Origin of the sequence: Sideroxyarcus emersonii (assembly GCF_021654335.1) — a bacterium.
GTDB classification, from domain to species: domain Bacteria; phylum Pseudomonadota; class Gammaproteobacteria; order Burkholderiales; family Gallionellaceae; genus Sideroxyarcus; species Sideroxyarcus emersonii.
The window spans coordinates 2,367,237-2,393,356 of the sequence record NZ_AP023423.1; the positions used below are offsets into that span (position 1 = coordinate 2,367,237).

Annotated in this window: 24 protein-coding genes and 1 tRNA gene; 3 read left to right on the top strand and 22 right to left on the bottom strand. The window is 63.5% G+C overall.

What is annotated here, in order from left to right:
* Positions 1–14: 14 nt before the first annotated feature.
* The 3 genes from L6418_RS11410 to L6418_RS11420 are packed head-to-tail and all read right to left on the bottom strand — an operon-like array spanning position 15 to position 2,706.
* Entirely contained in the window at positions 15–1,613 is a 1,599-nt protein-coding gene (locus L6418_RS11410; protein WP_237247048.1) for an MFS transporter, read from the bottom strand.
* On the bottom strand, positions 1,610–2,299 hold the full coding sequence (gene ypfH, locus L6418_RS11415) for an esterase (RefSeq protein ID WP_237247049.1): 690 nt from the start codon (positions 2,297–2,299) through the stop codon (positions 1,610–1,612). The genes L6418_RS11410 and ypfH overlap by 4 nt, the downstream gene beginning before the upstream one ends.
* A gap of 23 nt (positions 2,300–2,322) precedes the next feature.
* Complete coding sequence (locus tag L6418_RS11420) at positions 2,323–2,706, bottom strand: helix-turn-helix domain-containing protein (protein WP_237247050.1); 384 nt, start codon at positions 2,704–2,706, stop codon at positions 2,323–2,325.
* A gap of 136 nt (positions 2,707–2,842) precedes the next feature.
* Between L6418_RS11420 and L6418_RS11425 the strand changes: the two genes are divergently transcribed.
* Both L6418_RS11425 and L6418_RS11430 read left to right on the top strand, forming a co-directional pair.
* Positions 2,843–3,379 carry an NAD(P)H-dependent oxidoreductase gene (locus L6418_RS11425; protein ID WP_237247051.1) on the top strand — a complete coding sequence of 179 codons (537 nt, stop codon included), beginning with the start codon at positions 2,843–2,845 and terminating at the stop codon, positions 3,377–3,379.
* A 25-nt stretch (positions 3,380–3,404) separates the two neighbouring features.
* A complete protein-coding gene (locus L6418_RS11430) occupies positions 3,405–4,238 on the top strand; it encodes a class III extradiol ring-cleavage dioxygenase (protein ID WP_237247052.1) in 834 nt (277 codons plus the stop codon).
* Positions 4,239–4,260: 22 nt separating this feature from the next.
* On the opposite strand, the gene L6418_RS11435 is transcribed toward L6418_RS11430, so the two are convergent.
* From L6418_RS11435 to L6418_RS11455, 5 genes are all read right to left on the bottom strand, one after another.
* A complete protein-coding gene (locus L6418_RS11435; RefSeq protein WP_237247053.1) occupies positions 4,261–5,481 on the bottom strand; it encodes a 4Fe-4S binding protein in 1,221 nt (406 codons plus the stop codon).
* Between the two features lie 305 nt (positions 5,482–5,786).
* Positions 5,787–6,833 (bottom strand): cytochrome-c peroxidase, encoded by a 1,047-nt coding sequence (locus L6418_RS11440; protein ID WP_237247054.1) that lies wholly within the window; start codon positions 6,831–6,833, stop codon positions 5,787–5,789.
* A gap of 261 nt (positions 6,834–7,094) precedes the next feature.
* Positions 7,095–9,185 carry a protein kinase domain-containing protein gene (locus L6418_RS11445; protein ID WP_237247055.1) on the bottom strand — a complete coding sequence of 697 codons (2,091 nt, stop codon included), beginning with the start codon at positions 9,183–9,185 and terminating at the stop codon, positions 7,095–7,097.
* Between the two features lie 21 nt (positions 9,186–9,206).
* A complete protein-coding gene (locus L6418_RS11450; protein ID WP_237247056.1) occupies positions 9,207–10,079 on the bottom strand; it encodes a DUF3365 domain-containing protein in 873 nt (290 codons plus the stop codon).
* 390 nt (positions 10,080–10,469) lie between these two features.
* Positions 10,470–10,560: transfer RNA gene (locus L6418_RS11455), tRNA-Ser, on the bottom strand.
* A gap of 95 nt (positions 10,561–10,655) precedes the next feature.
* Here L6418_RS11455 and mltF point away from each other — a divergent pair.
* Positions 10,656–12,032 (top strand): membrane-bound lytic murein transglycosylase MltF, encoded by a 1,377-nt coding sequence (mltF, locus tag L6418_RS11460; RefSeq protein WP_237247057.1) that lies wholly within the window; start codon positions 10,656–10,658, stop codon positions 12,030–12,032.
* Between the two features lie 2 nt (positions 12,033–12,034).
* Here the strand turns inward: mltF and L6418_RS11465 are convergent, their stop codons facing one another.
* The 14 genes from L6418_RS11465 to bioD all read right to left on the bottom strand — a co-directional run bounded on the left by L6418_RS11465 (position 12,035) and on the right by bioD (position 26,037).
* Complete coding sequence (locus L6418_RS11465; RefSeq protein ID WP_237247058.1) at positions 12,035–12,823, bottom strand: SDR family oxidoreductase; 789 nt, start codon at positions 12,821–12,823, stop codon at positions 12,035–12,037.
* 48 nt (positions 12,824–12,871) lie between these two features.
* Positions 12,872–13,627 (bottom strand): outer membrane lipoprotein-sorting protein, encoded by a 756-nt coding sequence (locus L6418_RS11470; RefSeq protein WP_237247059.1) that lies wholly within the window; start codon positions 13,625–13,627, stop codon positions 12,872–12,874.
* 5 nt (positions 13,628–13,632) lie between these two features.
* On the bottom strand, positions 13,633–14,895 hold the full coding sequence (locus tag L6418_RS11475; RefSeq protein ID WP_237247060.1) for an ABC transporter permease: 1,263 nt from the start codon (positions 14,893–14,895) through the stop codon (positions 13,633–13,635).
* The gene (locus L6418_RS11480) at positions 14,892–15,053 is read right to left on the bottom strand and encodes a hypothetical protein (protein WP_237247061.1); all 162 of its coding nucleotides are present in this window, start codon (positions 15,051–15,053) and stop codon (positions 14,892–14,894) included. The genes L6418_RS11475 and L6418_RS11480 overlap by 4 nt, the downstream gene beginning before the upstream one ends.
* Positions 15,050–15,757 carry an ABC transporter ATP-binding protein gene (locus L6418_RS11485; RefSeq protein WP_237247062.1) on the bottom strand — a complete coding sequence of 236 codons (708 nt, stop codon included), beginning with the start codon at positions 15,755–15,757 and terminating at the stop codon, positions 15,050–15,052. Before L6418_RS11485 ends, L6418_RS11480 begins: the two co-directional genes overlap by 4 nt.
* A 108-nt stretch (positions 15,758–15,865) precedes the next feature.
* Positions 15,866–17,230 (bottom strand): serine--tRNA ligase, encoded by a 1,365-nt coding sequence (gene serS, locus L6418_RS11490; RefSeq protein WP_237247063.1) that lies wholly within the window; start codon positions 17,228–17,230, stop codon positions 15,866–15,868.
* A 5-nt stretch (positions 17,231–17,235) separates the two neighbouring features.
* Entirely contained in the window at positions 17,236–18,558 is a 1,323-nt protein-coding gene (locus L6418_RS11495; RefSeq protein ID WP_237247064.1) for a replication-associated recombination protein A, read from the bottom strand.
* Positions 18,558–19,172, bottom strand: a complete 615-nt coding sequence (gene lolA / locus L6418_RS11500; RefSeq protein WP_237247065.1) for an outer membrane lipoprotein chaperone LolA — start codon at positions 19,170–19,172, stop codon at positions 18,558–18,560. The genes L6418_RS11495 and lolA overlap by 1 nt, the downstream gene beginning before the upstream one ends.
* Before the next feature lie 75 nt (positions 19,173–19,247).
* The gene (locus L6418_RS11505; RefSeq protein WP_269807812.1) at positions 19,248–21,521 is read right to left on the bottom strand and encodes a DNA translocase FtsK; all 2,274 of its coding nucleotides are present in this window, start codon (positions 21,519–21,521) and stop codon (positions 19,248–19,250) included.
* A complete protein-coding gene (locus L6418_RS11515; protein ID WP_237247066.1) occupies positions 21,521–22,207 on the bottom strand; it encodes a response regulator transcription factor in 687 nt (228 codons plus the stop codon). The genes L6418_RS11505 and L6418_RS11515 overlap by 1 nt, the downstream gene beginning before the upstream one ends.
* 55 nt (positions 22,208–22,262) lie before the next feature.
* A complete protein-coding gene (locus tag L6418_RS11520) occupies positions 22,263–24,083 on the bottom strand; it encodes a hybrid sensor histidine kinase/response regulator (protein ID WP_237247067.1) in 1,821 nt (606 codons plus the stop codon).
* Positions 24,080–24,667 (bottom strand): SCO family protein, encoded by a 588-nt coding sequence (locus L6418_RS11525; RefSeq protein ID WP_237247068.1) that lies wholly within the window; start codon positions 24,665–24,667, stop codon positions 24,080–24,082. The genes L6418_RS11520 and L6418_RS11525 overlap by 4 nt, the downstream gene beginning before the upstream one ends.
* On the bottom strand, positions 24,654–25,364 hold the full coding sequence (locus L6418_RS11530; protein ID WP_237247069.1) for a sulfite exporter TauE/SafE family protein: 711 nt from the start codon (positions 25,362–25,364) through the stop codon (positions 24,654–24,656). Before L6418_RS11530 ends, L6418_RS11525 begins: the two co-directional genes overlap by 14 nt.
* Positions 25,357–26,037: a dethiobiotin synthase gene (gene bioD / locus L6418_RS11535; RefSeq protein WP_237247070.1), complete on the bottom strand. Its 681-nt coding sequence runs from the start codon at positions 26,035–26,037 to the stop codon at positions 25,357–25,359. The genes L6418_RS11530 and bioD overlap by 8 nt, the downstream gene beginning before the upstream one ends.
* Positions 26,038–26,120 lie beyond the last annotated feature (83 nt).

Below are 26,120 nucleotides of genomic sequence, written 5' to 3' on the forward strand. Positions count from 1 at the left end.
TGCCGCCCGGGCGGCTAGTTCCAGCGTGCCACCAGGTGCGTCACCTTGGGCGCTCCGGCGCCCAGATGGAACTCCTTCACCCTGGCGATGGCTTCGCTGTCGGCGACGGTCTGCCGCTCGTGCTGGCGCAGGTGCTCCAGCCACGATTCGACCATGAAGCATTCCACCATGTGGCCGGGCGCCTCGATGTTGCTGAACAGTTCCCACATGAAGGCGCCGTCGCGCCGCCGGATCCGGCGGATCTGCTGCATGCTGCGGGTGAATTCTTCGACCCGCTGCGCATCGATGCGGTATTCCACCGTGACCATTACCGGCCCGCTGTCGATCTCGAACTCGTCGGCGGTCGCCGGCGCAGGCGATTTCATCGAGGGCGACAGGTCATGCAGGTCGTGCAGCCCGATGCGGTAACGCCATGCGGCGGCGCTGCCCAGCAGCGCGCCGACGGCGGACGCGGTCAACGCGGTGGAGATGCCGACCCACGATGCGACCTGTCCCCAGAGCGCACTGCCCGCCGCCATGCCGCCCATCAGCACGACCCAGAACAGCGCCAGGCCGCGCGCGCGCACCCAGCCGGGCAGCGCGGTCTGGGTAGCGGTCATCAGCGACGAGACGACGCTGATCCAGGCCAGCCCGGTCGCCAGCATCGCCGCTGCGGCCGCATAGATATTGCCGCTGTGTGCCAGCGCCAGCATGGCCGCCGCATACAGCACGGTGGCACCCGCCACGATCCAGTCGCGCGACAGGTGCAGGTGCACGCGCGGCAGCAGCAGGGCGCCGGCTATCGCGCCCATGCCGAGGCAGGCCAGGAACAGTCCATACGTGCCCGGACCGCTATGCAGTTCCTGCCGCACGATCAGCGGCAGCAGTGCCCAGGAGGCGCTGGCGAACACGAAGAAGGCGCTGCCCCGCGCCAACGCCGCGCGCAATTCCGGCGAGTGGCGCGCATAACGCAGACCGGTGCGGATCGCGCCGAACAGACGCTCTGCCGGCAAATCCGAACCCTGTTGCGGACGCTGCCAGCGCTTCAGCGCGGCGATCACGCCGAGGAACGAGACGGCGTTGAGCAGGAACACCGTACCGGGACCGGTGGCCGCCACGATCAGCCCGGCCAGCGCCGGCCCGACCGACCTGGCCACGTTCATGCCCAGCGTGTTGAGGCCGATGGCGGCGCGCAGTTCGGCGCGACCGACCAGTTCCGGCGTGATCGCGCCCCACGCCGGCATCATCATCGCGGTGCCGATGCCGAGCGCGAACGTGCACAGCAGCAGGATGGTGGCGGTGGTCAGCCCGGCCAGCGTGCACACGCCGAGGATGGCGGCGGTGATCATCATCCACAACTGCGAGGCGATCAGGTAACGCCGCCGGTCGAGGATGTCGGCGAGCGCGCCGGCCGGCAATGCGAGCAGGAACACGGGGGCCGAAGTGGCGGCCTGCACCAGCGCCACCATCAGCGGGCTGGGCGCAAGCGAAGTCATCAGCCAGCCCGCGCCGACCTCGTGCATCCAGCTGCCGATGTTGGAGAATACCGAGGCGATCCACAGCATGCGGAACACCTTGTGGCGCAGCGGCGTCCACGGCGATGCGGAGGAGTTGTTGTCGGCTGCCGCGCTCATGCCTGTCCGCTGTTGGCGCCGAGCGCGCGCTGCCACATGCGCAGCGGCACGCAGGTCTGCAGCCGCACGATGGCCCGCGCAGCCAGTGCGTCGTGAAGTTCGTGGCCGACCGTCGACGCGACATCCAGCGTGGCGTCGCCCTGCAGTTCGGTGAGCCGCGCGTAGCCCGCATACGCGTGGCTGACCGGGATCACGGTGTCGTTCTCGCCATGCAGCAGATGCAGCGTGGTCAGTTCGGGCGCCTTGTCGGGCAGCTGCGCATAGCGGCCGGAGAATGCCAGCACCCGGCCGACTTCGCCGTCATGGCGCGCGCTGAATTCGAGCGCCATGATGGCGCCCTGCGAAAAGCCGGCCAGCGCCGTGTCGGTGGGCAGGATGTTGTAGCGCTGTTGCGCCTGCCGCAGCAGCGTGCGCAGCGCGGGGATCGCTGCCGCGACCCGCTCCGGCCGGTTCTCGTCGGTCACGCCGCGGATCGAGAACCACTGCCGTCCGCTGCCGCCGCCGTCGAACGGGAAGGTGCCGTCCGGCAGCAGCAGGGCGGCATCCGGAAAGGCTTCCAGGATTTTGTGGGCCAGCGGCAGCAGGTCGGACGAGGTCGCGCCCACGCCGTGCAGCAGCACGAACAGCTGCCGCGCCGGACCGGTGGCCGGAAAGAGTTCGATGCCTTCGAAGGAGGGGTCAGTCATGGCGGCTCCCGCTTGTCGCATGTTCAATTCGCCGCATAGGCCATCGGCGCGACATAGGCGGCGCGGGCGGCGCGCACCGCGTCGTGGTTGTCCAGCGCCCACTGGATCATGCTGCCCAGCGGCAGCAGCAGCGAGTGGCCGAGCGGCGTCAGCGTGTACTCGACGCGCGGCGGCACGGTCGGGAACACCTCGCGCGACACCAGCCCGTCCTGCTCCAGGCGCCGCAGGGTCTGCGCCAGCATGCGCTGCGACACATCGCCGATGCGCTTGCGCAGTTCGGTGAAGCGCAAGGTGCCGCCTTCCAGTTCGTGGATCACCAGCAGCGACCAGCGGTCGCCCAGCCGGTCCAGCACATCGCGGATCGGGCACAGGCCCGATTTGGGATCCTTGGATTTGTGCAGAGTCATGGTGCTGCCTCCTTTCATGGTTACCGCCGGGTAACCAAGTAACTTTCGACGCCCTACTTGTGCGGTATTTTTACCGTGGTGCAATATAGTAACCAGATTCCTTTTTTGAATCTAATGCTTTTTTTGGAGAGCCTTCATGAGCAAAAAGACCCTGGTTGTCGTCGCCCACCCCGACCTGGACAAATCCCGCATCAACCGCACCTGGCTGAAGCACTTGCACCCGCATGCCGACAAGGTCACCGTGCATGAATTGTACAAGTCCTACCCGAACGGCAAGATCGATGCCGCGGCCGAACAGAAGCTGCTGGAATCGCATGACCGCATCATCCTGCAATTCCCGCTGTTCTGGTTCAGCACGCCCGCCTTGCTGAAGCAGTGGATGGACGATGTGTTCGCCTATGGCTGGGCGTTCGGTCCCGGCGGCGACAAGCTGGAAGGCAAGGAGATCGGGGTGGCGGTCTCCACAGGCGGGCCGGCGCACGCTTACCAGGCGGGTGCACAGAACCAGTACACGCTCAGCGAACTGCTGCGGCCGCTGCAGATGACGGCCCAATATACGCGGGCGAAATATCTGCCGGTGTTCGCGATGCAGGGCGCGCTTTACAATCCGTCCGACGCCGAGGTGGAACAGAACGCCCAGGCATATGTGCAACATGTGCTGGCGACGGCATAAGATCTGACGACGAAAGGTACTCATCATGGATGCTCCGGCACGTCTTCCCACCCTGTTCATCCCGCACGGCGGCGGCCCCTGTTTCTTCATGGAGCCGATGCCGGGCATGCCGCCCGACACCTGGGACAGGATGGCCGCGTACCTGCGCGGCATCCCGCAGGCCATCGGACAGCGGCCCAGGGTGGTGCTGGTCATCTCCGGCCACTGGGAATGCGAGCAGGCCACCGTGCTGAACAGCGGGAACTACGAATTGCTGTACGACTACTACGGCTTCCCCGAGCACACCTACAGCCTCACCTACCCGGCCCACGGCTCGCTCGCCGTCGCCGACCGGGTGCGCGAGCTGCTGGCACAGGCCGGCATCAAGACCGACGAGGAACACGAGCGCGGCCTCGATCACGGCGTATTCATCCCGTTCAAGCTGATCTATCCGGATGCCGACATCCCGGTCGTGCAACTCTCGCTGCTGCACAGCCTCGATCCCGCCGCTCACTTCGCATTGGGCCGCGCGCTCGCGCCGCTGCGCGACGAGGGCGTGCTGATCGTCGGCAGCGGGCTGAGCTACCACAACCTGCGCGAATTCTTCCTGCCGGTCCCGGCAGCCGATGCGGCAGCAGCCAACTTCGACCGCTGGCTGCGCGCTGCCGTCACTGCGCCGCCAGCGGAACGCGAGCACTTGCTGATGAACTGGCGGCAGGCGCCGAATGCGCGCGATTGCCATCCGCGCAGCGAGCACCTGATCCCGCTGATGGTGGCGGCAGGCGCGGCAGCCGACGATGCCGGACATGTCGCCTACAACGACAAGGTGCTGGGCAAGAGCGTGTCCGGCTTCCAGTTCGGCCGGGCACCGGCCATCTGACGGTCCGGCCGGATTCGCAGCGCTACCTGGCCTGTGGAGTGTTCAACCCGGACGCCTGGGCATGCGCCGCGCCGTTGCGGACGCACTGCCGCAGCGAATCGGCGGACGGACTGGCGGGGTCATGCTCCAGCGTGCATGCGCACACGCATGCGGAGGCCTGGTAACAGCCCGCCATGTTCTTGCTGGAGCATGCCGCCTGCAGAGGGGCACACTGCCTGTTGCAAACGTCGGCGATGCGCTGGATCTTCTGGTCTTCCTGCAGGCGCTTTTCCTTGTCGGCGATCTTTTGCGCGGCGGCTTCCGCGCCCCATATCATCAGGGCGCACCCGAGCAGGAAGAGGACACCCACCAGCCACCTGGATCGGGCGAAGACCTTGCCCAGCATCTTGCGCCAGGTCATCCGGTTTTCGCTCTCCCCGACCTTGAAGCGCAGCAAGCCGATGGTCCCTGATTTCGCATGCAGGCGGTCGCAGGCATCGATGCATTCGCCGCAGTCGACGCAGGTATCGGTGATCCGGATATTGGTGGGTTCGATATCGGTGATGCAGGTGGTTGCGCAGTAATTGCATTTTTCGCATTCCGATGCGCGCGAGGCATCGTAGGACACATGCAGCGCATCCGGGCTCCTGAACAGCCGCAGGCCGACGCGATACAGGCAGGGGTAGTCGCAATACAGGTAACGCACCGTGGCAATGTCGATGAAGATGAAGAAAGTCGTCATCCAGTACATGACGATCATGCTCGGCCGCCGGCTAGATGCGCCGGTGACGAAATCCCACATGTCGCTGCGCGTATAGAAGAACATCAGGAAGAAATAGGCCAGCACCGCAGAGGCGAGCAGGAAGCTTGCTCCGAGGACCAGCCAGTTGACCGCCTTGTTCTTGGATGCCGCCACGACCATTCCCGGGCCGTCCACGCGCACATCGGCGCGCTTGCCCAGCAGTTTATGGGTCAGGCCGTTCGCCATTTCCGAGAACAGGTTCTGCGGACAGGCCCAGCCGCAGAAGATGGAGCCTATGGTCATGTAGGTGATGATGGGAGCGGTGCCGACCACGAGCACCAGGCCGACCAGGAATGGATAGTTCGTCCATTCCACCTGGAGGTCGCGGATGAAGAAACTGGCGGTGGCGAAATCGATCCGGAACAAACCGAAGATGGGAATCAGAACGATCAGCAGCAACATGCCGAACTGTGTCGCTCTTCTCGTCCAATGGTATTTCGGTTTGAATTGCGGTGTAGCCATCTGTTTCCCCATTTAATGCGCGTCGTCAGAAGCGCTCTGAAATTCGAAATATGTGCCCGGTGATGCAACCCGGCATTGTATTCCGGCTCGCCGGATAAATGGTCCGGATTATCCTGACCATGACAGATCAGTTCGTCGTCCGGCACCCGCAGTGCGGCCGAACTTGAACCCTGCCATTTCCCCTATCGCTGCAGGGATATGCACGCCCTGGAAACTGTCGCGACACGCGCATCGCCTTTGCACAAAGAGCGAGGGGCGACCCATGGCCGCCCCTCTTTTCAACGTCGCTGCTGCGACCGCTCAGCTCATGGCAGCGCTGGACGCTGGATGCGGTTGAGGCTTTCGTCGGTCAGGCTCTGCAGGAAAGCGATCAGATCCTCCTGTTCCTGCTCGCTGAGTTTCAGCGGCATGATCAGCGGGTCCTGGTTCGCCACACTGGGATCGCCACCGCGGTTGTAATGCTCGACCACCTGGCGCAGCGTGGAGAACGAGCCATCGTGCATGAAGAAGGCCAGCGATGCCGAGTTGTACAGCGACGGCGTCTTGAACTTGCCCTTGTCCGCCTCGTCCTTGCTCACCGCATAACGGCCCAGGTCTTCCTTGAGCGGCCCGACCTGCGGCGTGCCGATGTTGTGGAAACCGTTGTCGGTCAACAGCGGCGGCGTATGGCAGGTGATGCACAGCCCCTTGCCGCGGAACACCTCGAAACCGCGTTTCGCGGCGGGAGAGAGCGCCTTCTTGTCACCCTTCACATAGCGCTGGAACGGCGCATTGCCGGACACCAGCGTACGCTCGAACGCGGCGATGGCCTTGGCAACGTTCTCCGGCGTCGCATCCGCGCCGAACACCTGGTTGAACTGCTTCCTGTAGGCGGGGATGGCATTCAGTTTCGCCACCACGTTGTTGATGTCTTCGCCCATCTCGCCCGGCGAAGTGATCGGCCCCATGTGGCCGGGCAAGGCGCCGGTCTGTTCTTCCAGGGATACTGCGCGGCCATCCCAGAACTGCGAGGTGTAATAGCCAGAATTATCCCAAGTGGGCGCCCACCGCCCCAGCTCGCCGCCCTGGCCGAAGGCCCTTGCGGTCGGCCCGCCGCCGCCTGCGGCAGGCAGGTGGCAGCCGGCACAGCTCATGGCGTCGTTCTTCGACAGGCGCGGATCGAACGACAGCTGGTGGCCCAGTGCGATCTTGGCGGCGGACTGCGGATTGTCCGCGGGCACGGGAACCTGCGGCAGCTTCCAGCCGGACAGGTCTACCGCATGCCCTGCCGGAGCAAACCCCGCCAGCGCCAGAGACAGGACCATCGCACGGAATCCGCCGACGGGAATGGACTTGATTGCGTTTCGTTCCATGTCAAACTCCTTTCAGTTCATCGATAAAAAAGCGGGTATTGCTTCTCTTCACGGGACGGAAGCTTATGGGCTTCGCGGCTATCGAACAATTTTATTGTTCAAATAAACGCGATTAGATTTATCAATCGGATGTCGGCACGGGGGCCGATGATTTCGTGCAGTGTCACTTCGTTTCCTCCTTGCGCCGGACAGCCCGCGGGGGATGTCCGGCCATGCGGCGGCGATGCGAACAGTCTGAACAGGGACGTGCGGATATGCGCGTCAGATGGGGCCGGCCAGCTTGCCGATGAACGATGCCCTGGCTTCCGGGTTATCGATGTGCTGAGCCAGCTGCTCGCACAGATGCCGATAATCGTCGGTCTTTTTCAGTTCGTTCTTCATCAGGATGCGCCCGACCGGACCGATGAATTGAACGAACAGTTTCTCAAGCCTGGCAACATCCTCTTCAGTCAGCGCCGACTTCAGCGTGTTCGTGATACCGGGTTTCGCAGAACCCATGTCGTTCATCTTAGACCTGCTGCCCGTACTTTGCGAGCCCCCGGTGATACTGGAAATGGCGCTGAGATCCAATTGCCGGCCCGAGCTGGAGAGGAACGACTGCTTCTGTACCGGGTCCGTGATGCTCTGGCTCAATATCTCGCGCAGGTCGTCGACCGACCTTGCCCGGGCGACCGCCTTGCGCACCAGGATCGGCGCCAGCGGGCCGATCAACCGGCACAATTCGGCGCCCAGGATCTCGACGCTCTCCGCATCGATCGGCTTCGCCGCCTCCGCTTCCGGCTGCGGCATCAACCGGGTGCGCACGCCGCCATCGTCTTCCCCCACCTGCGAGATCACCGCATACAGTTCGTGGGGGCGATCATGCTTGTCGCGGTGCTCGCCCAGCCTGCGGAAGCGTTTGGCCGCGTCGTCCGACAGGCACGAGACCACATCGTAATAGGCACGCGACACCAGCAACTGGTTGTTGTCGGCGAAGCTCATCACCCGCTGCGCGACGTTGATCCCGTCGCCGATCAGGTTGTTGCGGTTGTTCAGGTCGTTGAGGATGCGGATGGGTCCGATATGCAATCCCATGCGCACCTGCAGGCGCTGCTGCGCCAGGAACATCTTCTGGATCTCTTCCGCGGCGTGCAGCACCTCTTCCGGATCGCCCATGAAGCAGATCGCGGCGCCGTCGCCGGTATCCAGCGTGATCCTTGAATCATGCGGGATGTGCGACAGCCGCGCGGAGATGATCTGGTTGAATTCCGACTTCAGCGAAAACTGCTCGTCGACCGAGCATTTCGAGTAGGCAACGATATCGAGGAACATCAGCGTGCAGATGAAATTGCGCTTGCCGTTCGCCTCGGTCTGGAAGTTGGCATTGAAGCGGGTATTCGAATCGATATGGAAATCGAGCCGGTTTGCCTCCGTACCGGCGCGCGATACCGCCGTGGGGCCGGCCAGCGACTGGTTGAGCCGCGTGCGGAATTCCGGGATGCTCTGGGGACGCTGGCTTTCTTCCGTCTCCAGCGCCCAGTCTATCGCCTCCAGGAACGCGGCCGGGAACAGGTTGTTGCGGTCGATGCCGACCGCGGGCACCATGGCATGGTTCTTCAGGCGCGCCGCCGCTTCCGTCGGCTTCTCGCCGCCGATCATCCAGTACATCACGGCTGCCAGCGAATAGATATCGGTCCACGGGCCCTGGTTGCCATGCGAGTGGTACTGCTCGAACGGGGCGAAACCGGGACTGAAGATGGCGGTCAGCTCACGATCCGGCGTCACCCGCCTGGCTGCACCGAAGTCCAGCAGCACAGGGGTTCCGTCGCGCCGGATATAGACGTTGTCGGGCTTGATGTCGCGATGCAGGAAATCGCCCTTGTGCATCAGTTCGAGGCCGTCCAGCAGCGGGTTGATCACGGCAAGCAGGCCTTCCGGATCGATCGGGGAATGCGCCGACATCCAGTTCTTGAGCGGCTCCCCCGATTCGTATTCCATCACGATATAGGCGGTGCCGTTCGCCTTGAAGTAGCGCAGGACCCGCACGATGTTGGGGTGGCGGAAATTGGCCAGCACCCTGGCCTCGTCGATGAATCGCTCCAGCCCCCACTGGAACAGCTCCTGCGACTCGTCGCTGTTGGCCCGGACATGCTGCGAACCATCCCGCACCGACAGGTCCATGGGCATGTATTCCTTGATGGCCACGGTCAGATCGAGATTGGTGTCGCGCGCCAGATAGGTGATCCCGAATGCGCCGCCCCCGAGCGTGCGCTGGATCTGGTATTCGTAGAGCTGATGCTGCTCGGGCAGCGCCAGCACATTGGCCGTTGCGCCCTTCGGCTTCTTCCCCCTGTTCGGCTCGATCTGGTTCATATGCTGGCGTGCCGCGCGCTATCAGTCTTCCATCATCTGGATGGCCTTTTCGAGGCTCCTGCGCATGCGGTTGAAGGAGCCCGACAGCGCGGACATCTCGTCCTTGCCGGCCTCCGACAGCTCGGGTTCGCCGAACTCGCCATTGCTGATCTTGTCCGCCGACTGCGAGATGCGGCGGATCGGGTTGATGATCAGATAGGTCAGCATCAGGTTCAGGATGATGAAGATCACGCTGAAGATCACGAACAGCGACGTGATGAAGGTCGCGAACGTCTTCCTTGCCTTGCCCATCGGCACATCCATCGGCACGGTCACCACCTGCGCCCCCACGATGTCGTTCAGCTGCCAGCCGAACCCGTTGGCAACGCCGTAGACCTTGACCATGCTGGGCGGCGACGATTCGGCCGAGGTATGGCACTGCAGGCAGGCCGGATTGCTGATCTTGATGGGCTTGGCGATATAGAGCTGGCGCCCGGTCGGGGTGTCGCGTTCCGCCACGATCTGCTTGACCTCGCCGTTCTGGCGGAAATTGTTGATGATATCCGCCTCCCAGTCGCTCGCCCGGTCGCGCGGGTTGGTCGGGTTGAGCGTGGCCTCCTTGTAGCTGTAGTCAGGATATTTCTTCCTCAGCTCGGCGAAGGTCTCCGTGGCGGCGTAGGCGGGAACGGTCTGCGGCAGGAACACCGTATCCAGTTGCGCGATCAGCTTGGGCTGGATCTGCTCGACCGTATAGGTGCGCACGGAATAGGCCGACTCCATCATCAGCGAGGCATTGTGGAGGACTTCGTCACGCGCGTTCTCCTGCAACAGTTGGTATGACACCGCCCCCGCAGTGGCAAATCCGATGACGAAGACCGCGATCAGAACCAGATTTAATTTGAATCGAATTCCCATGTTTTCCCCATCGCCAAGTCGGCTCAGAAATCAGTACAGGCCCGGAACTGCCAAGCGGCGGCCAACGCCGTGCTTATCGCATCCGGGCTACATATTCCGCATTAAAAACAATAACACATTCATCTTGCAAGACTAACCGGCTCAACTATATCAATAACCCCGCACAAAAAACATCGAACCGCGCCATTTTCAGATCGATGGGGACATCATGAAGATTGTGTCGGGATAGCACCGCACTCGGCCAGCCGGGAGATGGGAGGATGGTTCAGTTTGCGCGCCCGACATTGGGCCTGCGCCGCAACTCGCGGCGAGTTATCGAATCGGCGAGGTCGCGCCCGCGTTTCCGATGCGCAAAATCAAAAACCGCCCACGAGGGGCGGTTCTCTAATTTGGCGGAGAGGGAGGGATTCGAACCCTCGGTACGGGGTTACCGTACGCCTGATTTCGAGTCAGGTACATTCGACCACTCTGCCACCTCTCCGAATACTGCTCTGCTGCACCTTGCCGCAACTGCCTCGGCAACGTGAGGGCGCGCATTTTACCAGCAACCTCGGAATTTCGGGCAGAATGTTCGCCATGCGAAGTCTATTACCCCTGCAACTCGCGGTTGTCCTCGCGCTGTGTGCCTGGCTCTGGATGAAGACCACCGCTGTCGACCCCTTGCCGGACTGGCGCCAGGGCGAACTGGTGGTGATCGTGCCGCCCCCCGACATGGAGACGGAGAACGCCTTCGATACCGAACTGGCGGGTCTGTTCGCCCAGCAGTTGCAGGTGAAACTCAAGACCGTTCCGCTGGCGATAGACCAGGCGCTGCCTGCCCTGGCGGCGCACAAGGCGCATCTGGCGACCGGCATGCGCAGCACCACCGACTACCCCCTGCATTTCAGCAAATCCTACCAATCGCTGGACGAACTGGTGATCTGCCACGGCGCCACGCCGGACGACATCGACAATCTCGCCAGGCACACGCTGGTGGTGGCAGCCGGATCGCCGCAGGAAACCGCCCTGCGCGAAGTCCGGCGCGACCATGACAGGCTGTCATGGAGTTCCCGTCGCGACACCTCCCCCGTCGAATTGCTGGAAGAGGTGGCCGACGGCAAGCTCGACTGTACGGTGGCCAACGAGGAGCAACTGGCGACAGCGCGCAACTTCTATCCGGAGCTGGGCAGCGCGCTCGATCTCGATTCCCCGACCGACCTGTCGCTGGCATTTGCCAGGGACAGCGACCCGCAGCTGTTCGACGAAGCGCAGCTCTTCCTCACCCATATCAAGCAGGACGGCACCCTGCGCCACCTGATCGACCGCTACTACGGTTACAACGAACGCCTCGATTCGATCAACGCGGAAGCCTTCATCACGCAGACACGCACCCTGCTGCCGCATTACCGGCACTGGTTCGAGGAAGCCGCCGACCTCACCGGTATCGACTGGAAACTGCTCGCTGCGCTGTCCTACCAGGAATCGCACTGGGACCCGAACGCCACCTCCTACACCAATGTACGCGGCATGATGATGCTGACCGAGGAGACCGCCGACCGGATGAACGTGGAAGACCGGCTCGACCCGCACGGCAGCATCCTGGCCGGCGCCCGCTACCTGCAGTTGCTCAAGGAACAGCTGCCGCTGCGCATCAACGATGAAGACCGCCTGTGGATGGCCCTGGCCGCATACAACCAGGGCATGGGACACCTGGAAGATGCACGCATCCTGGCCAGCGAATCGGGATTGAACCCGGACATCTGGGCCGACGTGAAGCGCATGATGCCGCTGCTCTCGCGGCCGTCCTTCTACAAGAAGACCAAACACGGCAGGGCGCGCGGCGGCGAGGCGGTGATCCTGGTCGAAACGGTGCGCCTGTATAGCGACATGCTGAAACGGCTGGAAGCGCAGAAATCGCTGTATCAGTTGCCGCCAGTGCTGAAACGCAGCTTCGTCGGCAGCCTGATCAAATAGGCCTAGCGCCGCACCGCCAGCAGGAAGCGGTTGACCTCCAGTGCGATGGCCGCGGGCGAGAACCTCGCGCCGGCCGCCAGCAGCTTGTTCAGCAAGCCCGGCACCGCCACCCCGCATCCGCGCTGCATCGCCCGATAGCCGGCAAGCGCCACGGTGCGCGCCTCCATCGGCCTCGACCAGTAGAACAGCAGCGTCCCCTGCGCACCGGCGGTTTCCTCGAATTCGGTGCGCGTGGGACCGGGACACAATGCGGTCACGCTCACCCCGCTGCCGCGCAATTCGCGCCGGATGCCACGCGAAAACGACAGCACATAGCTTTTGCTCGCGTAATACACCGACATGCCGGGCCCGCCCGGCTGGAAACCGGCCAGCGAGGCAACATTGAGTATGCGGCCGTGCCCGCGTTCAATCATGCCCGGCAGTGCATGGCGCGTGAGCAACGTCAGCGCGGAGATGTCGAGCTGGATCATGCGCTCGATGGCTTCCGGGCGCTCCAGCGCGAATGGGCCGGAATCGCCGACACCGGCGTTGTTCACCAGCACGTCGACCGCGGGCGCGATATCGCGGATCACCTGCCACAGCGCGTCGGCCGCACCCGGCTGTGCGATGTCCATCGGAACGATGCGAACCGCGGTACCGCAGGCATCGCGCAGCTCGCTCGCCAATTGCTGCAATCGCTCCACCCGGCGTGCCGACACGATCAGGTCGTAACCGTCCGCCGCAAACAGGCGCGCCAATTCCTGCCCGATACCGCTGGATGCCCCGGTGATCACTGCCGTCTTCCTGTTCATGGCTCCTCCACCCGCAAGCTGCGATGCCCGCACAATAATAATGAGCGCCTATTGCGCCTGGCCGAGATCGAATGCGGACGCATCGATCTGCCGGACCTGCACCCCGGAAAATTCCATCGTCGTTTCGGCATCGGACAGCGCGTCCTCGATGACCATCCTGCTGACGAAGGGGAGGGACTTCCCTCCGGCTTCGATCGTGTTGCCGTATTCGAAGCGCGCCGTCTTCAGCAGCTTGCCGCTGACCGATTCGAACTCGGCCTTGATGCCGACCATGCGCCTGACCGAGACCCAGTAACGGATGCGGTCGTAAGTGACCCGTTTGTTCTTCGCATGCAGGTCGAGCACATAGCACGCTTCGCCGGCCAGCGGCTCCGTGCCGGCCAGCCGCGCATCGTAATCGCCCGCATAGTTGGTCGCCGCGATGTCGCCATTGGCGGCCTGCCCGATCAGGCGCTGGTGCGGGGAGATGGGCACCGGCCTGGACAGGCCAGGACGCGCCAGCCACATGTCGCGCCCCACCTGCAGCACCCGGTAACCCTTGAGGCGGGCGGGTTCCAGCGTCTCCGCCACGCTGGCATCGCCCATCGCCATGACCCGCATGCGCTGCGGCTCGGCCACGCGGTCGGCGTCATGCGAGGTCACCCTGATCTCCCATACGATGCCGGGCAGGCTGCCGCCGCGCGCACGGTCGGCATCCTGCAGGATGCGGTTCGCATCGGGCACCGCCGCTGCGGGACCGCCCAGACAGCACAGCCCGAACAGCAGCGCGCCGAAGACCCGCCGCATGGCAACGTGTTCACGCATGGCAGTCACACATGTCCCAGGGCATCGATGATGTCCTTCCGCGCCGCGCGCCTGGCCGGCAGGTAGGCCGCCACCGTGCCCACCACCGCCATCAGCACGAAAGTGAACAGCGTGCGCCCGGCATCCAGGTCCACCAGCAGCGGCACGCGGCTGGCGCTGTTGGGCGGCACGTAGGAAATATCGGCCATGTTGACGCCCCAGCGCACCGCAAAGGAGATCAGCAAGCCGACGCTGCAGCCGATCAGCGTGAGCAGCATCGATTCGACGGTGAACAATCGCACCACGCCGCTGCGCTTCAGGCCGATGGCGCGCAGTGTGCCAATCTCGCGGGTGCGCTCGATCACCGTCATGCCCATCGAATTGGCCACGCTCATCACCACCACGGTCAGCACGATGGAGAAAATGAAGCCGAAGATCATGTCGAACATGCCGTGCACCTGGTTGTAGAAATCGGACAGTTCCTGCCAGGTCATGATCTCGACATCGAATCCTGCCGCCTGGAGCCTGGCCTGCAAACGGTCGCGCATCGCATCGGTCCGCGCCATGTCGTCCAGCAGGATGGTCAGCCGGTCCGCGCGCCCTTCCGCATCCAGCAGCGTGCGCGCCAATGCCAGCGAGGCGAAGGCGAACTTGTCGTTGCTGCCCGCATTGCCGGTGTTGAAGGTGCCGCCCACGCTGACGTCCAGCGCGTTGGCCTGGCCGGCCAGCGTATTCACCAGCATCTGTGCCTGCCCGCCCGCGGCCAGATGCAACATGTCGGCCAGGCCTTCGCTCAGTTCCACCACGTCGGGATGCGCCGGATCCAGCTGTTTCCTCAGCCGGTCGAACATGCCGCTCTTCTTCTCCGCCTCGGTCAGCACATTCTGCTGCAGGCGCTCCATCGCCGCCGGTTCGATGCTCTCGCCGACGAAGATGGTGCTGGCGCGGCCGTTGCTGACCAGCCCGCTGAACGCCAGGCGCGGCGCGACCATCTCGACGTGCGGCTCTTCCTTCAGCAGCCTGGTGATGGCATCAACCTCAGCCGCGGTGAGCATATAGCGCTCCGGATCGAGTTTGCCTTCCTTGCGCATGCCGCGCTTGCTCAGCGTCAAGTGGCCCAGCATCTCACCGTGGATGGACTGGCGCGCCAGTCCGCCGTACACGTTGTGCGTGTAACCGGCAAACAGCACGATGGCGGAAAACCCGAAAGAGATGGCGAGCAGTGTCACCAGCGAACGGCGGCGGTTGCGCAGCAGCCCGCGCAAGGCAAGCTTGAGCATGTTCCTCATGCCATCACCTCGGCAATCGTCATTCCGGCGCAGGCCGGAATCCAGCAGAAAACAGATTCCGCGCAGCGGACAAAACCGGAATGTCGTCCTGCTGCGCAGGAGATTATTGGATTGCCTGGATTCCGGCCTGCGCCGGAATGACGGGTTTGATTGCTCATGCCATCACCTCGTCGCTGACGATGTTGCCGTCCTGCAGCAATATTTTCCTGTCCACATGGTCGAGCAGTCGCTGGTCATGCGTGGTGAACACGAAGGTGACCTTGCGCGCGCGGTTCATCTCGCGCATCAACTCGACCACCATGCGGCTGTTCTCGGAATCCAGGTTCGCCGTCGGCTCGTCGGCGATGACCAGCCGGGGATCGACCACCAGTGCGCGCGCGATGGCCACGCGCTGGCGCTGGCCGCCGGAAAGCTTGTCCGGCAGCGAGTCCTTGAATCGTTCCAGCCCGACATCCACCAGCCGCGCCGCGGCCCGCTCGCGCGCCGCGTGTTCCGCCACGCCCTGTATCTGCAACGGCAGCATCACATTCTCCAGCGCCGAAAGCACGGGCACCAGGTTGAAGTTCTGGAACACGAAACCAATCTTCTTGCTGCGGAAATCGGTGAGTTCGTCGTCCGCCAGCGCGCGCGTGTCCTGTTCCTCGAAGTGCACCTCGCCCTCGGTTGGATTGTCGATCAGGCCGATGATGTTCATCAGGGTGGATTTGCCGCTGCCGGAGGGGCCCCACACGGCCAGGAATTCGCCCGCATGGATGTCCAGCGAGATGCCGTGCAGCGCATCGATGGTGGTTTCGCCCAGCAGGAAACGGCGGCGGATGTTGCGCAGCTTCAGGATCGGCGGATGACTGGCCTTATCGCCCATGTTCGACCTCAACCAGGAATGAATGACGTACTGGCAGCAACCGCTGGCAGCGTACATGCCGGACAGGCGACGCCGGCAAACGGGAAGCAGCCATGCTCCCCGTCCGGATCAGATCGCGTTGATGGAAGTCAGCCCGCCCATGTAAGGGCGCAGCACTTCCGGCACCAGCACGCTGCCGTCGGCCTGCTGGTAGTTCTCGAGGATGGCCACCAGCGTGCGGCCAACGGCGAGACCGGAACCGTTCAGCGTGTGCACCAGCTCCGGCTTGCCGGCGGCGTTGCGGAAGCGTGCCTGCATGCGGCGTGCCTGGAAGGCCTCGAAGTTGGAGCAGGAGGATATCTCGCGGTAGGTGTTCTGCGCCGGCAGCCACACTTCGATGTCGTAGGTGGTGGCGGAGGAGAAACCCATGTCGCCCGTGCACAGCTTGACCACGCGGTACGGCAGGCCGAGCAGTTTGAGGATGGTCTCGGCGTGGCCGAGCAGTTCCTCCAGCATCTCGTAGGACTTTTCCGGATGCACGATCTGCACCAGTTCCACCTTGTCGAACTGGTGCTGGCGGATCATGCCGCGCGTGTCGCGCCCGTAGGAACCGGCTTCGCTGCGGAAGCACGGCGTGTGCGCCACGAACTTCAGCGGCAGTTTTTCCAGTGGCACGATCTCGTCGCGCACCATGTTGGTCACGGGGACTTCGGCGGTGGGAATGAGAAACCACAAACGTTCAAATACTTTGCCCGTTTGTTCACCTGTAGAAAGATCGGTCTTAACTTCATAGCCTTGCTCAATAGCTTTTGAATCAACTCCTCCAAAACTTACTTGAAATAAATCTCGCTCGAATTTTGGAAGCTGTCCGGTACCGCGCATCGACTCCGCATTCACAATGTAGGGCACATACGTTTCGGTGTAGCCGTGCTTCTCGGTGTGCGTGTCCAGCATGAACTGCGCCAGCGCACGATGCAGCCGCGCCAGCGGCCCTTTCAGCAGAGAGAAGCGCGCAGCACTTATTTTCGCGGCGGTATCGAAATCCAGTCCGCCCAGCCCTTCGCCGATGCTGACGTGATCCTTCACCTCGAAGGCGAACTTCGGCACGTCGCCGACCTTGCGCACTTCGACGTTGTCCGCCTCCGATTTGCCGACCGGCACGTTCGCATGCGGCACGTTGGGGATCTCGGCGAGGAAAGCATCCAGCGCCTGCAGCACCTTGGGCAAGGTGTCCGATTCCAGCAGTTTCAATTCATCTCCCAGCGAGGACACCTCCGCCATGATGGCGGTGACATCCTCGCCCTTGGCCTTGGCCTGCCCGATCTGCTTGGAAGCCGCATTGCGCCTGGCCTGCAGTTCCTGCGTGCGGGTCTGGATGGTCTTGCGTTCCGCTTCCAGCTGCTCGAACTTCGCCGTGTCCAGCGTGTAGCCGCGCGCCGCCAGGCGTGCCGCGACGCCGGCCAAGTCATTCCTCAATGTTTGAATATCCAACATGCTGCCTATCCTTTTTTGTTTTTTGCCACTTCATCCAGCTGCCGCAGATGCGCCAGCTTCTCTGCAATCTTCGCTTCCAGCCCGCGTTCGGTGGGCTGGTAGAAACTCACTTCCGGCATATCGGCGGGGAAATAATCCTCTCCTGCCGCATAGCCGCCCGCCTCGTCGTGCGCATAGCGGTAATCCTTGCCGTAATCCAGCTGCTTCATCAACTTGGTCGGCGCGTTGCGCAAGTGCAGCGGCACTTCGCGCGAACCATCCTGCCTGACCCAGGCGCGGGCGGCATTATACGCGACGTATCCGGCATTCGACTTGGCCGCCACGGCCAGGTAGATCACCGCCTGCCCCAGCGCCAGCTCGCCTTCCGGAGACCCCAGGCGCTCGTAGGTTTCGGCGGCGGCAAGCGCGATGTCGATGCCGCGCGGGTCGGCCAGGCCGATGTCCTCCCACGCCATGCGCACGATGCGCCGTGCCAGGTAGCGCGGGTCGGCGCCGCCGTCCAGCATGCGCGTGAACCAGTACAGCGCCGCATCGGGATTGGAGCCGCGCACCGACTTGTGCAATGCGGAGATCTGGTCATAGAACGCCTCGCCGCCCTTGTCGAAGCGGCGCAGGTTCTGCGCCAGCGTGGCATCGAGGAACTGCGTGTCGATCCGCGCGACCCTGGCGGTCTCGGCGGCAGTCTGCAATTGCTCCAGCACATTGAGCAGCCGGCGCGCATCGCCATCCGCATAGCCGATGATGCGCCCCTTCGCATCGTCATCGAAAGCGATGCCCTGCAGCGCCGCCTGCTGCGCGCGCACGAACAATTGCCCCATCTCGGCCTCGGACAGCGACTTCAGCACATACACCTGCGCGCGCGACAGCAGCGCGCCGTTCACCTCGAACGACGGGTTCTCGGTGGTGGCGCCGATGAAGGTGACCAGTCCCTGCTCGACGAACGGCAGGAAGGCATCCTGCTGCGACTTGTTGAAGCGGTGAACCTCATCCACGAACAGGATGGTGTGGCGACCGCTCTGTTGCAGCGTGAGCTCCGCCTGCGCGATGGCTTCGCGGATGTCCTTCACGCCGGACAGCACGGCCGACAGCGGCACGAACTCGGCATCGAAAGCCGACGCCATCAGCCGCGCCAGCGTGGTCTTGCCCACCCCCGGCGGCCCCCACAGGATCATCGAGTGCAGCTTGCCGGACTGGAACGCCAGCCGCAGCGGTTTGCCCTCGCCCAGCAAATGGGACTGCCCGATGACTTCGTCGATATGTTTTGGGCGCAGCCGCTCGGCCAGCGGTGCGGCGGGTTGGTTGGCAGCGAAGAGGTCTGCGCTGCTCATCACTCGCCCAGCACATCCGCCCCCTCGGGCGGAACGAAGTGGAACAGCTTCGACGGCAACGCCGGATTGTTCTTCAGCTCCGTAAAACGCAACACGGTGTGGTGGCCGAAAGCATCGTACAGCTCCATTACCGCCAGTTCGGATCTGGCATCGAACGCCATGAGTATCTTCTCGAAGGTGGTTTCGTTCGATTTCGGCGTGGCCTGCAGCCATTCGAGGCCGTCGCGGCCTTCGATGTCCTTCAGGACGAAACCGCGCTCGATCTCGTTGTCGCCGGACAGCAGCGCCGCCGGGCTGCTGCCCAGCGCGGCATCCAGCTTCTTCACCGTGACCTGGTTGAGGTCGATGTCGTACAGCCAGAACTTCTTGCCGTCGCCGACGATGAGCTGCTCATACGGTTTCTGGTAGACCCAGCGGAACTTGCCCGGGCGCACGAACTGCATGGTGCCGGAGGCGAGCTGGATGCGCTTGCCGCTCTTGTCCAGCACTTCCTGGGTGAAACCGGCCTGCGCAGAGCGCGTTCCGGCGATGAACGATTTCAGCTTGTCGGTGGCCGCCGCATGCGCGGATACCGCCACAAACAACAAAAGGGAAGGCAAAAGTTTATTGAGCATTTTCCAGACCTGCATTAATGGGAAACAAGGGAAATGACGGCCGGCTTTGCATGCCGAGGCGCACCGGTATTCCGCTCACCCTTCACGACTCGGCGCCAGCACCTCGCGGTTGCCGTTCGGCTGCATCGCCGATACCAGACCTGCTTTCTCCATCGCCTCGATCAGGCGCGCAGCGCGGTTGTAGCCGATGCGCAGGTGGCGCTGCACCAGCGAGATGGAAGGACGGCGCGTTTTGAGCACGATCTCCACGGCCTGGTCGTACAGCGCATCCGCTTCGGCATCTCCGCCGCCGCCATCGTATTCGCCTTCGGCCGGTTCATCCAGCGAGGTCAGCACGCCTTCGATGTAGTCCGGCTGGCCCTGCGCCTTGAGGTGCTCGGTGACGCGGTGCACTTCCTGGTCGGAAACGAAAGCACCGTGCACGCGTTGCGGATGGCCGCTGCCTGGCGGCAGGTAGAGCATGTCGCCCTGACCGAGCAGCGATTCGGCGCCCATCTGGTCGAGGATGGTGCGCGAGTCGATCTTGCTGGACACCTGGAACGCGACGCGCGTCGGCACGTTGGCCTTGATCAGGCCGGTGATGACGTCCACCGACGGCCGCTGCGTCGCCAGCACCAGGTGGATGCCGGCGGCACGCGCCTTCTGCGCCAGCCGCGCGATGAGTTCTTCCACCTTCTTGCCCACCACCATCATCAGGTCGGCCAGTTCGTCGATGAAGATGACGATGAACGGCAACTCTTCCAGCGCCTCCGGATTCTCCGGCGTGATGCTGAACGGATTGGTCAGCGGTTCGCCGGCCTTGATCGCGTCGCGCACCTTCTGGTTGTAGCCGGCGATGTTGCGCACGCCGAGCGCCGACATCAGCTTGTAGCGCTTGTCCATCTCCTGCACCCCCCAGTTGAGGGCGGAGGCAGCCTGGCGCATGTCGGTGACCACCGGCGCCAGCAGGTGCGGGATGCCTTCATAGACGGAAAGCTCCAGCATCTTCGGGTCGACCAGCAGCAAGCGCACCTGCTTGGGCGTGGACTTGTACAGCAGGCTCAGGATCATGGCGTTGATCGCCACCGACTTGCCGGAACCGGTGGTGCCGGCCACCAGCACGTGCGGCATCTTGGCCAGGTCGGCCACTACCGGCTTGCCGGAGATGTCCTTGCCCATCGCCATGGTCAGCGGCGAATTCATCTCGGCATACACCTGCGAACCGAGGATCTCGGACAGGTGCACGATCTGCCGCTTCGGGTTGGGCAGTTCCAGCGCCATGTAGGCTTTGCCGGGGATGGTCTCGACCACGCGGATGCTCACCACCGACAGCGCGCGCGCCAGGTCGCGCACCAGGTTGACGATCTGGCTGCCCTTCACGCCGACGGCGGGATCGATCTCGTAACGCGTAATGACGGGGCCGGGATAGGCGCCGACCACCTTGACTTCGACGCCGAAGTCCTTGAGCTTGCGTTCGATCAGGCGCGAGGTGAATTCCAGCGTCTCGGCGGACACCACCTCCACCTGCTGCTTCGCCTCATCCAGCAGGTGCAGCGGCGGTAGGTCGGAATCCGGCATCTCGGCGAACAGCGATACCTGCTTCTCCTTTTCCACGCGCTTCGAACGCGGCACTTCGTAGACCGGCATCTCGATGTGGATGGGTTCGTGCTCTTCCACGCGTTTCTTTTCCTCTTCCACCACCACGCTGCGCTCCTGCATCGCCTGCGCGCCGATGCGCTTGTCCTGCCGGGTCTGCCAGGTATTGCGCGCCCACAGCCAGCCGTTCTCCAGCATGCCACCCAGCCAGTCGGCGAACCTGAGCCACGACAAGCCGGTGTAGAGGCTGAAGCTGACCACCATCAATGCCAGCAGGAACAGGGTGGCGCCGGTGAATCCCAGGGTGTGCGACAACGCGCTGCCCAGCACCGCACCGAGCATGCCGCCAGGGGCCAGCGGCAAGGCGACCTTCCAGGTATAGAGGCGCAACGCTTCCAGTGCGCTGCTGGAGAACAGCAGCACGCCGAAACCGAGCAGCGAAACCCACAAGGCGCGCTGGTCGAACAGGCTGTCGGCGCGCATGCGGCGATAGCCTGCCCACACGCGCTGCAGCATCAGCGTGACCCACCACCAGGCGGAGAACCCGAACAGATAGAGCAGCACATCGGCCAGCCATGCCCCCAGCACGCCGCCGGGATTGTGCGTGGTCGCGCCGCTGGCGCTGTGCGACCAGGACGGGTCGGCACGATCGAAACCGAACAGGATGAGGATGAGATAGAGCGCGACGGCCACCAGCAGCAGCCAGCGCGATTCGCGCAGCAGGCCGAGCAGCCTTTCCGGCAAAGGCGGACGGGGACTTGCAGGCAATGCCATCAATGCCCCTCGGAATCGTTGGGGGCGGGCGGCAGGAATCCCAGTCGCCGCGCCGCGCTGACCGCCTCCAGGCGCGAATTGACGTGCAAGGCCTGGTAGACGGCGGCCGTATGTATCTTCACGGTACCCTCGGCCAGGTTCATCTTCTTGGAGATCTCCTTGTTCGCCATGCCGGCGGCCAGGTTGGTCAGCACCTCTAGCTGGCGCGAAGTGAGGCCGAACTTGGCGGCGCGCTGCGCGCGGCGGCTGGCCAGCGTCTCGCCCTGGTCGACGTTGTTGACCGCCTGCTGCAGCAGTTGCGGCGGCAGGTAGACACCGCCTTCGAGTACCATGCGCAACGCCGACAGCATGATCTTGCTGGAGGACATCTTGGAGATGAATCCCATCGCGCCCGATTCCATCACGCTTTCGATGTCGTCGCGATGGTCGGAGCCGGAGACCACCACCAGCGGGATATCGGGATGGCGCAGATGGAAGAACTGGATGGACGGAACGCCTTCGCTGCCTGGCATGTTCAGGTCGAGCAGGGCCAGGTCCGTGTCGGGATTGTCATGCACCAGTTGCAGGGCATCCTGAAAATTCCCCGAATCCAGTATCTCGACTTCGTCAGCCAGCTGCTGCAATACATAGCGCATTCCATCGCGAAACAACGCGTGGTCATCCGCCATCAACACCTTTATTTTCATCTTGCACCTCTCCGACCCATGGCACCCGTAATCATATCACTCCGGGCAGGGGTTTCTAGCTCTCGCCATGCATCGCGAAATACATCATCGCCCGCAACCGCATCGGGGCGATGGGCTTGTGCAGCAGGATCGCACCGCTCGCATGGATCTCGTGCAGGGTCTCGCTGGCGGTATCGCCGGTCAACACCACGGCCGGCAATTCCTCTCCCCATGCTGCGCGCATCTGCCTGATGACCTGAATGGCAGTCGTGCCATGGGGCAGGCGGTAATCGCACACCAGCAGGTCCGGCTTCGCCTGGGCGATATCCAGCTTGCGTATCACATCCTCCGCATATTCCCCCGCCACCACCCTGCAACCCCATTGCTCCATCAGGTCGGTGGTGACATCGCGGATATCCTGGTCGTCTTCGACCAGCGCCACCACGCTGCCGCCCAGGTCGTATTGGGAATGCGCGGTGACGAAGGGCTGCACCAGGTTTTCCGCATTGCCTGTCGGCACCTCGAAACCGAACACCGAACCGACACCGGGCTGCGAACTCACCGTCACCTCGCATTCCAGCAGTTCCTCGATCCGGCGCACGATGGCCAGCCCCAGCCCCAGCCCCTTGCGGCGGTCGCGATGCGGGTTGTCCGCCTGGTAATATTCCTCGAAGATGTGCGGCAATGTCTCTTCCGCGATGCCGATGCCGGTATCCGCGACTTCCAGCGCGACCTTGCCCGGCAGGCTGCGGCAGCGCACCTCCACACTGCCGCTATGGCTGTAACGGATGGCATTGGAGATCAGGTTGCGCAGCATGCGTTCCAGCAGGAACGGATCGCTGTAGATTGCGACATCGCATCCGCCTTGCCGGTTGCATTCACCCTCCAGGCAGACGGGCAGGCGGAAATCCAGCGCTTTCGCCTGGGCCAGCGGCGCAAAATCGCCGTATATCCGGTCGAACAGCGCCCCCAGCATGAAATGCTGCTTGCGCGGCTCGACGATACCGGCATCCAGACGCGACACGTCCAGCAGGTCGTCGAACATGTCAACCAAGGCATTGACCGATTTGCCGATCTGCCCGGCCAGGCGCGCGGTCTCCTTTTCCTTGGCCGTGTCCTGCAAGGCATCCGAGAACAGGCGCAATGCCTGCAACGGCTGGCGCAGGTCGTGGCTGGCGGTGGCCAGGAACTTCGACTTGGCCTGGCTGGCCTGCTCGGCAAGCTGGCGCGATGACTCCGCTTCGCGTTTGCGTGCAATCAGCGCCTCGACCAGGATTTCGTTTTCGAAACGGCGCCGCTGCGATTGCTCGAAGGTGCGGATCAATTCCAGCGCCGACTTGAGCACGAAAACGCAGAACATGCCCAGCATCGTGAACAATATCCAGTGCGTCGTATCGTTTTCCCAGGCCAGCCTGCCCAGCAACGGCAGGATAATGCCGGTCAGGTAGATGAACATCGAAGGGGGATGGAAGGGGTTGCTGGTCGCCGCGCCCGCTGCGATGCCCATCGCCACGCAGATCAGCAGCGCCTGGTAGGCCAGGTCGCCGGGAACGAACATCAGCACCCCGGCACTGCCCCAGGTGAGCGAGACCATCGCCGTCAGCTGCCTGAACTTGCGATCCCAGTACAGATTCTCGGCCACATCCCTGGTCTGCTTGCGATGACGGTACCAGACGTAATATTCGATCGCATGCACGCAATAGACCGCCGTCAGCCACACCTGCAGACTGAAGTGCGCGACCTTGTCCCACATCAGCATCACCAGCAAGGGCGCCAGCGCAAGTTGCGTGACCACCATCAGCGGATAGCTGTGGAGACGCGCGCGAATCTGCTCTGCGCGGATCGGCAGATTGACTTCGTCTATTTCGAAGCGCAGCAGATCGAAAAGCGGGGTCATTTGAATGCCAGCAATATTCTGACGTCCTGTACCCACGAATCCGCATGCTGCCAGAAAGGCGCCAGCAGCACCGGCTGGCCTCTGGGTGCGATGAAGTATGTCCCGGCCGTATGATCCAGGTCGTAGCCGCCGTTCTTGTTCGGGTGCTTCTCGTAGGTCACGCCGAACGCCTGCGCCGCCTGTGCGGTCGCCGCACTGTCGCCATACAACCCCTTGAAGGTGGGATAGAACGCGGTCGGATATTTCGCCAGCAATTCCGGCGTATCGCGTTCGGGATCGAGCGTGACGAACAGCACCTGCACCCGGTCGGCATCCTTGCCCAGCAGACGCATCATGTGCGCCAGGTCGGCGAGCGTGGTCGGGCACACCTGCGGGCAGTGGGTATAGCCGAAGAACAGCACCACCACCTTGCCGCGGAAGTCCGCCAGGCTGACCGGCTTGCCGGCTGCATCGCTGAGGTGGAAGTCCGCATGCGCATACTTCGCCGTCACATCGCCCGCCAGGAACGGGGAAGGCAATGTCTGCTCGCCGCACGAGGCCAGCACTGGCAACAACAGGATCAGGAGAAATCTATACAGGTACATGACAGCTGCCGCTCCATCCGTTTACGTAGAAGGTATAGCCGACCTTCGCCAAGCCATACACCCCGAACATCATCACCAGCAGCCCAGCCGACAGCCGCACGCGCGGCGATTGTACCCAGTTTCTGGCGCTTTCCCAGAACAGCCCGATTGCCAGCAGGTTAGGCAGGGTACCCAGCCCAAACGCGGCCATGATAAGCGCCCCCTGGGCGGCACTGCCGCTGGCCAGGGCAGTGACAAGCACACTGTACACCAGCCCGCACGGCAGCCAGCCCCACAGTGCCCCCAGCGCCAGGGCGCGCGGCACGGTGTTCACCGGCAACAAGCGGGTGGTAAAGGGCTGCAGGCGCTTCCACAGCCCCGCTCCGGCCTGTTCCAGGCGCCGTACCGCACCCCATAGCCCGGCCAGATACAGGCCCAGCAACACCAGCATCGAACTCGACAGCAGGAACAGCAGGTGCTGTACCGGTACCGCATCGCGCATCAGCAAGCCTGCCTGTCCGGCGGCACCGACCAGCGCCCCCGCCGCGGCATAACTGGCAATGCGGCCGCTGCTGTAGGCCAGGTGGAACGGCCAGCGCGGGCGGTCTGCGGGCACCTGCGCAGTGAAGACCCCGACGATGCTGCCGCACATGCCGAGACAGTGCACACCGCCGAGCAGGCCGACCAGCAACACCGCGATGAGACTGAATTCAACCATCGATCTGTTTTTTCTCCAGCAGCTCCAGGTTCAAATGCGCCGAAGCCGCGCGTGCGTCGGGCATGGCTTGATGGGGAATGATGCCCAGCAACGGCGCTGCGATGCGCTCGCGCAGCGCGTCGATATTCTCCTGCAGGGCGGGCATGCCTGCATCCAGCACGTTGGCCACCCAGCCCGCGCATTCTAGCTGGTAATCGGCGATCGCCCGCACCGTCAGCAGTGCATGATTGAGACAGCCCAGCCGCATGCCCACCACCAGGATCACCGGCAGGTCGAGCTGCTTCGCCAGGTCGGCGCTGGTCTGCCTGTCGTTCAGCGGCACCAGGAAGCCGCCGGCACCTTCCGCGATGACCTCATCGGTCTGCCCGGCAAGTTCGCGATAAGAAGCAAGGATGCGCGGGAACTCGATTCGCACCCCGACATGCCGCGCGGCAAGATGCGGCGCAATGGCATGCGGGAAACAATAGGGATTGACCTGGCCGTATGTGGCCTGGATGCTGCCCGCGGCACGCAGCAGTTTGGCGTCTTCGTTGTGATCGTCTTCGTCGCATCCGGCCGCCACCGGCTTGAAACCCGCCACGCGCCTACCCTGCGCGGCAAAGGCATGCAGCAGCGCGCAGCTGACCAGCGTCTTGCCTGCGCCGGTATCGGTGCCGGTGATGAAGTAGCTCATTTCAGCGGCCTTCTGCCACAAAGATCGCCGGGCACAGTGAGACACGGCGGAGCGCCGTTCTCTCTGTGCAATCTGTGGCAATG

Bases quoted from the DNA above. Each gene is read 5' to 3' on its own strand.
- L6418_RS11410 (WP_237247048.1), bottom strand. From the start codon at position 1,613: ATGAGCGCGGCAGCCGACAACAACTCCTCCGCATCGCCGTGGACGCCG.
- ypfH (WP_237247049.1), bottom strand. From the start codon at position 2,299: ATGACTGACCCCTCCTTCGAAGGCATCGAACTCTTTCCGGCCACCGGT.
- L6418_RS11420 (WP_237247050.1), bottom strand. From the start codon at position 2,706: ATGACTCTGCACAAATCCAAGGATCCCAAATCGGGCCTGTGCCCGATC.
- L6418_RS11425 (WP_237247051.1), top strand. From the start codon at position 2,843: ATGAGCAAAAAGACCCTGGTTGTCGTCGCCCACCCCGACCTGGACAAA.
- L6418_RS11430 (WP_237247052.1), top strand. From the start codon at position 3,405: ATGGATGCTCCGGCACGTCTTCCCACCCTGTTCATCCCGCACGGCGGC.
- L6418_RS11435 (WP_237247053.1), bottom strand. From the start codon at position 5,481: ATGGCTACACCGCAATTCAAACCGAAATACCATTGGACGAGAAGAGCG.
- L6418_RS11440 (WP_237247054.1), bottom strand. From the start codon at position 6,833: ATGGAACGAAACGCAATCAAGTCCATTCCCGTCGGCGGATTCCGTGCG.
- L6418_RS11445 (WP_237247055.1), bottom strand. From the start codon at position 9,185: ATGAACCAGATCGAGCCGAACAGGGGGAAGAAGCCGAAGGGCGCAACG.
- L6418_RS11450 (WP_237247056.1), bottom strand. From the start codon at position 10,079: ATGGGAATTCGATTCAAATTAAATCTGGTTCTGATCGCGGTCTTCGTC.
- mltF (WP_237247057.1), top strand. From the start codon at position 10,656: ATGCGAAGTCTATTACCCCTGCAACTCGCGGTTGTCCTCGCGCTGTGT.
- L6418_RS11465 (WP_237247058.1), bottom strand. From the start codon at position 12,823: ATGAACAGGAAGACGGCAGTGATCACCGGGGCATCCAGCGGTATCGGG.
- L6418_RS11470 (WP_237247059.1), bottom strand. From the start codon at position 13,627: ATGCGTGAACACGTTGCCATGCGGCGGGTCTTCGGCGCGCTGCTGTTC.
- L6418_RS11475 (WP_237247060.1), bottom strand. From the start codon at position 14,895: ATGAGGAACATGCTCAAGCTTGCCTTGCGCGGGCTGCTGCGCAACCGC.
- L6418_RS11480 (WP_237247061.1), bottom strand. From the start codon at position 15,053: ATGAGCAATCAAACCCGTCATTCCGGCGCAGGCCGGAATCCAGGCAAT.
- L6418_RS11485 (WP_237247062.1), bottom strand. From the start codon at position 15,757: ATGGGCGATAAGGCCAGTCATCCGCCGATCCTGAAGCTGCGCAACATC.
- serS (WP_237247063.1), bottom strand. From the start codon at position 17,230: ATGTTGGATATTCAAACATTGAGGAATGACTTGGCCGGCGTCGCGGCA.
- L6418_RS11495 (WP_237247064.1), bottom strand. From the start codon at position 18,558: ATGAGCAGCGCAGACCTCTTCGCTGCCAACCAACCCGCCGCACCGCTG.
- lolA (WP_237247065.1), bottom strand. From the start codon at position 19,172: ATGCTCAATAAACTTTTGCCTTCCCTTTTGTTGTTTGTGGCGGTATCC.
- L6418_RS11505 (WP_269807812.1), bottom strand. From the start codon at position 21,521: ATGGCATTGCCTGCAAGTCCCCGTCCGCCTTTGCCGGAAAGGCTGCTC.
- L6418_RS11515 (WP_237247066.1), bottom strand. From the start codon at position 22,207: ATGAAAATAAAGGTGTTGATGGCGGATGACCACGCGTTGTTTCGCGAT.
- L6418_RS11520 (WP_237247067.1), bottom strand. From the start codon at position 24,083: ATGACCCCGCTTTTCGATCTGCTGCGCTTCGAAATAGACGAAGTCAAT.
- L6418_RS11525 (WP_237247068.1), bottom strand. From the start codon at position 24,667: ATGTACCTGTATAGATTTCTCCTGATCCTGTTGTTGCCAGTGCTGGCC.
- L6418_RS11530 (WP_237247069.1), bottom strand. From the start codon at position 25,364: ATGGTTGAATTCAGTCTCATCGCGGTGTTGCTGGTCGGCCTGCTCGGC.
- bioD (WP_237247070.1), bottom strand. From the start codon at position 26,037: ATGAGCTACTTCATCACCGGCACCGATACCGGCGCAGGCAAGACGCTG.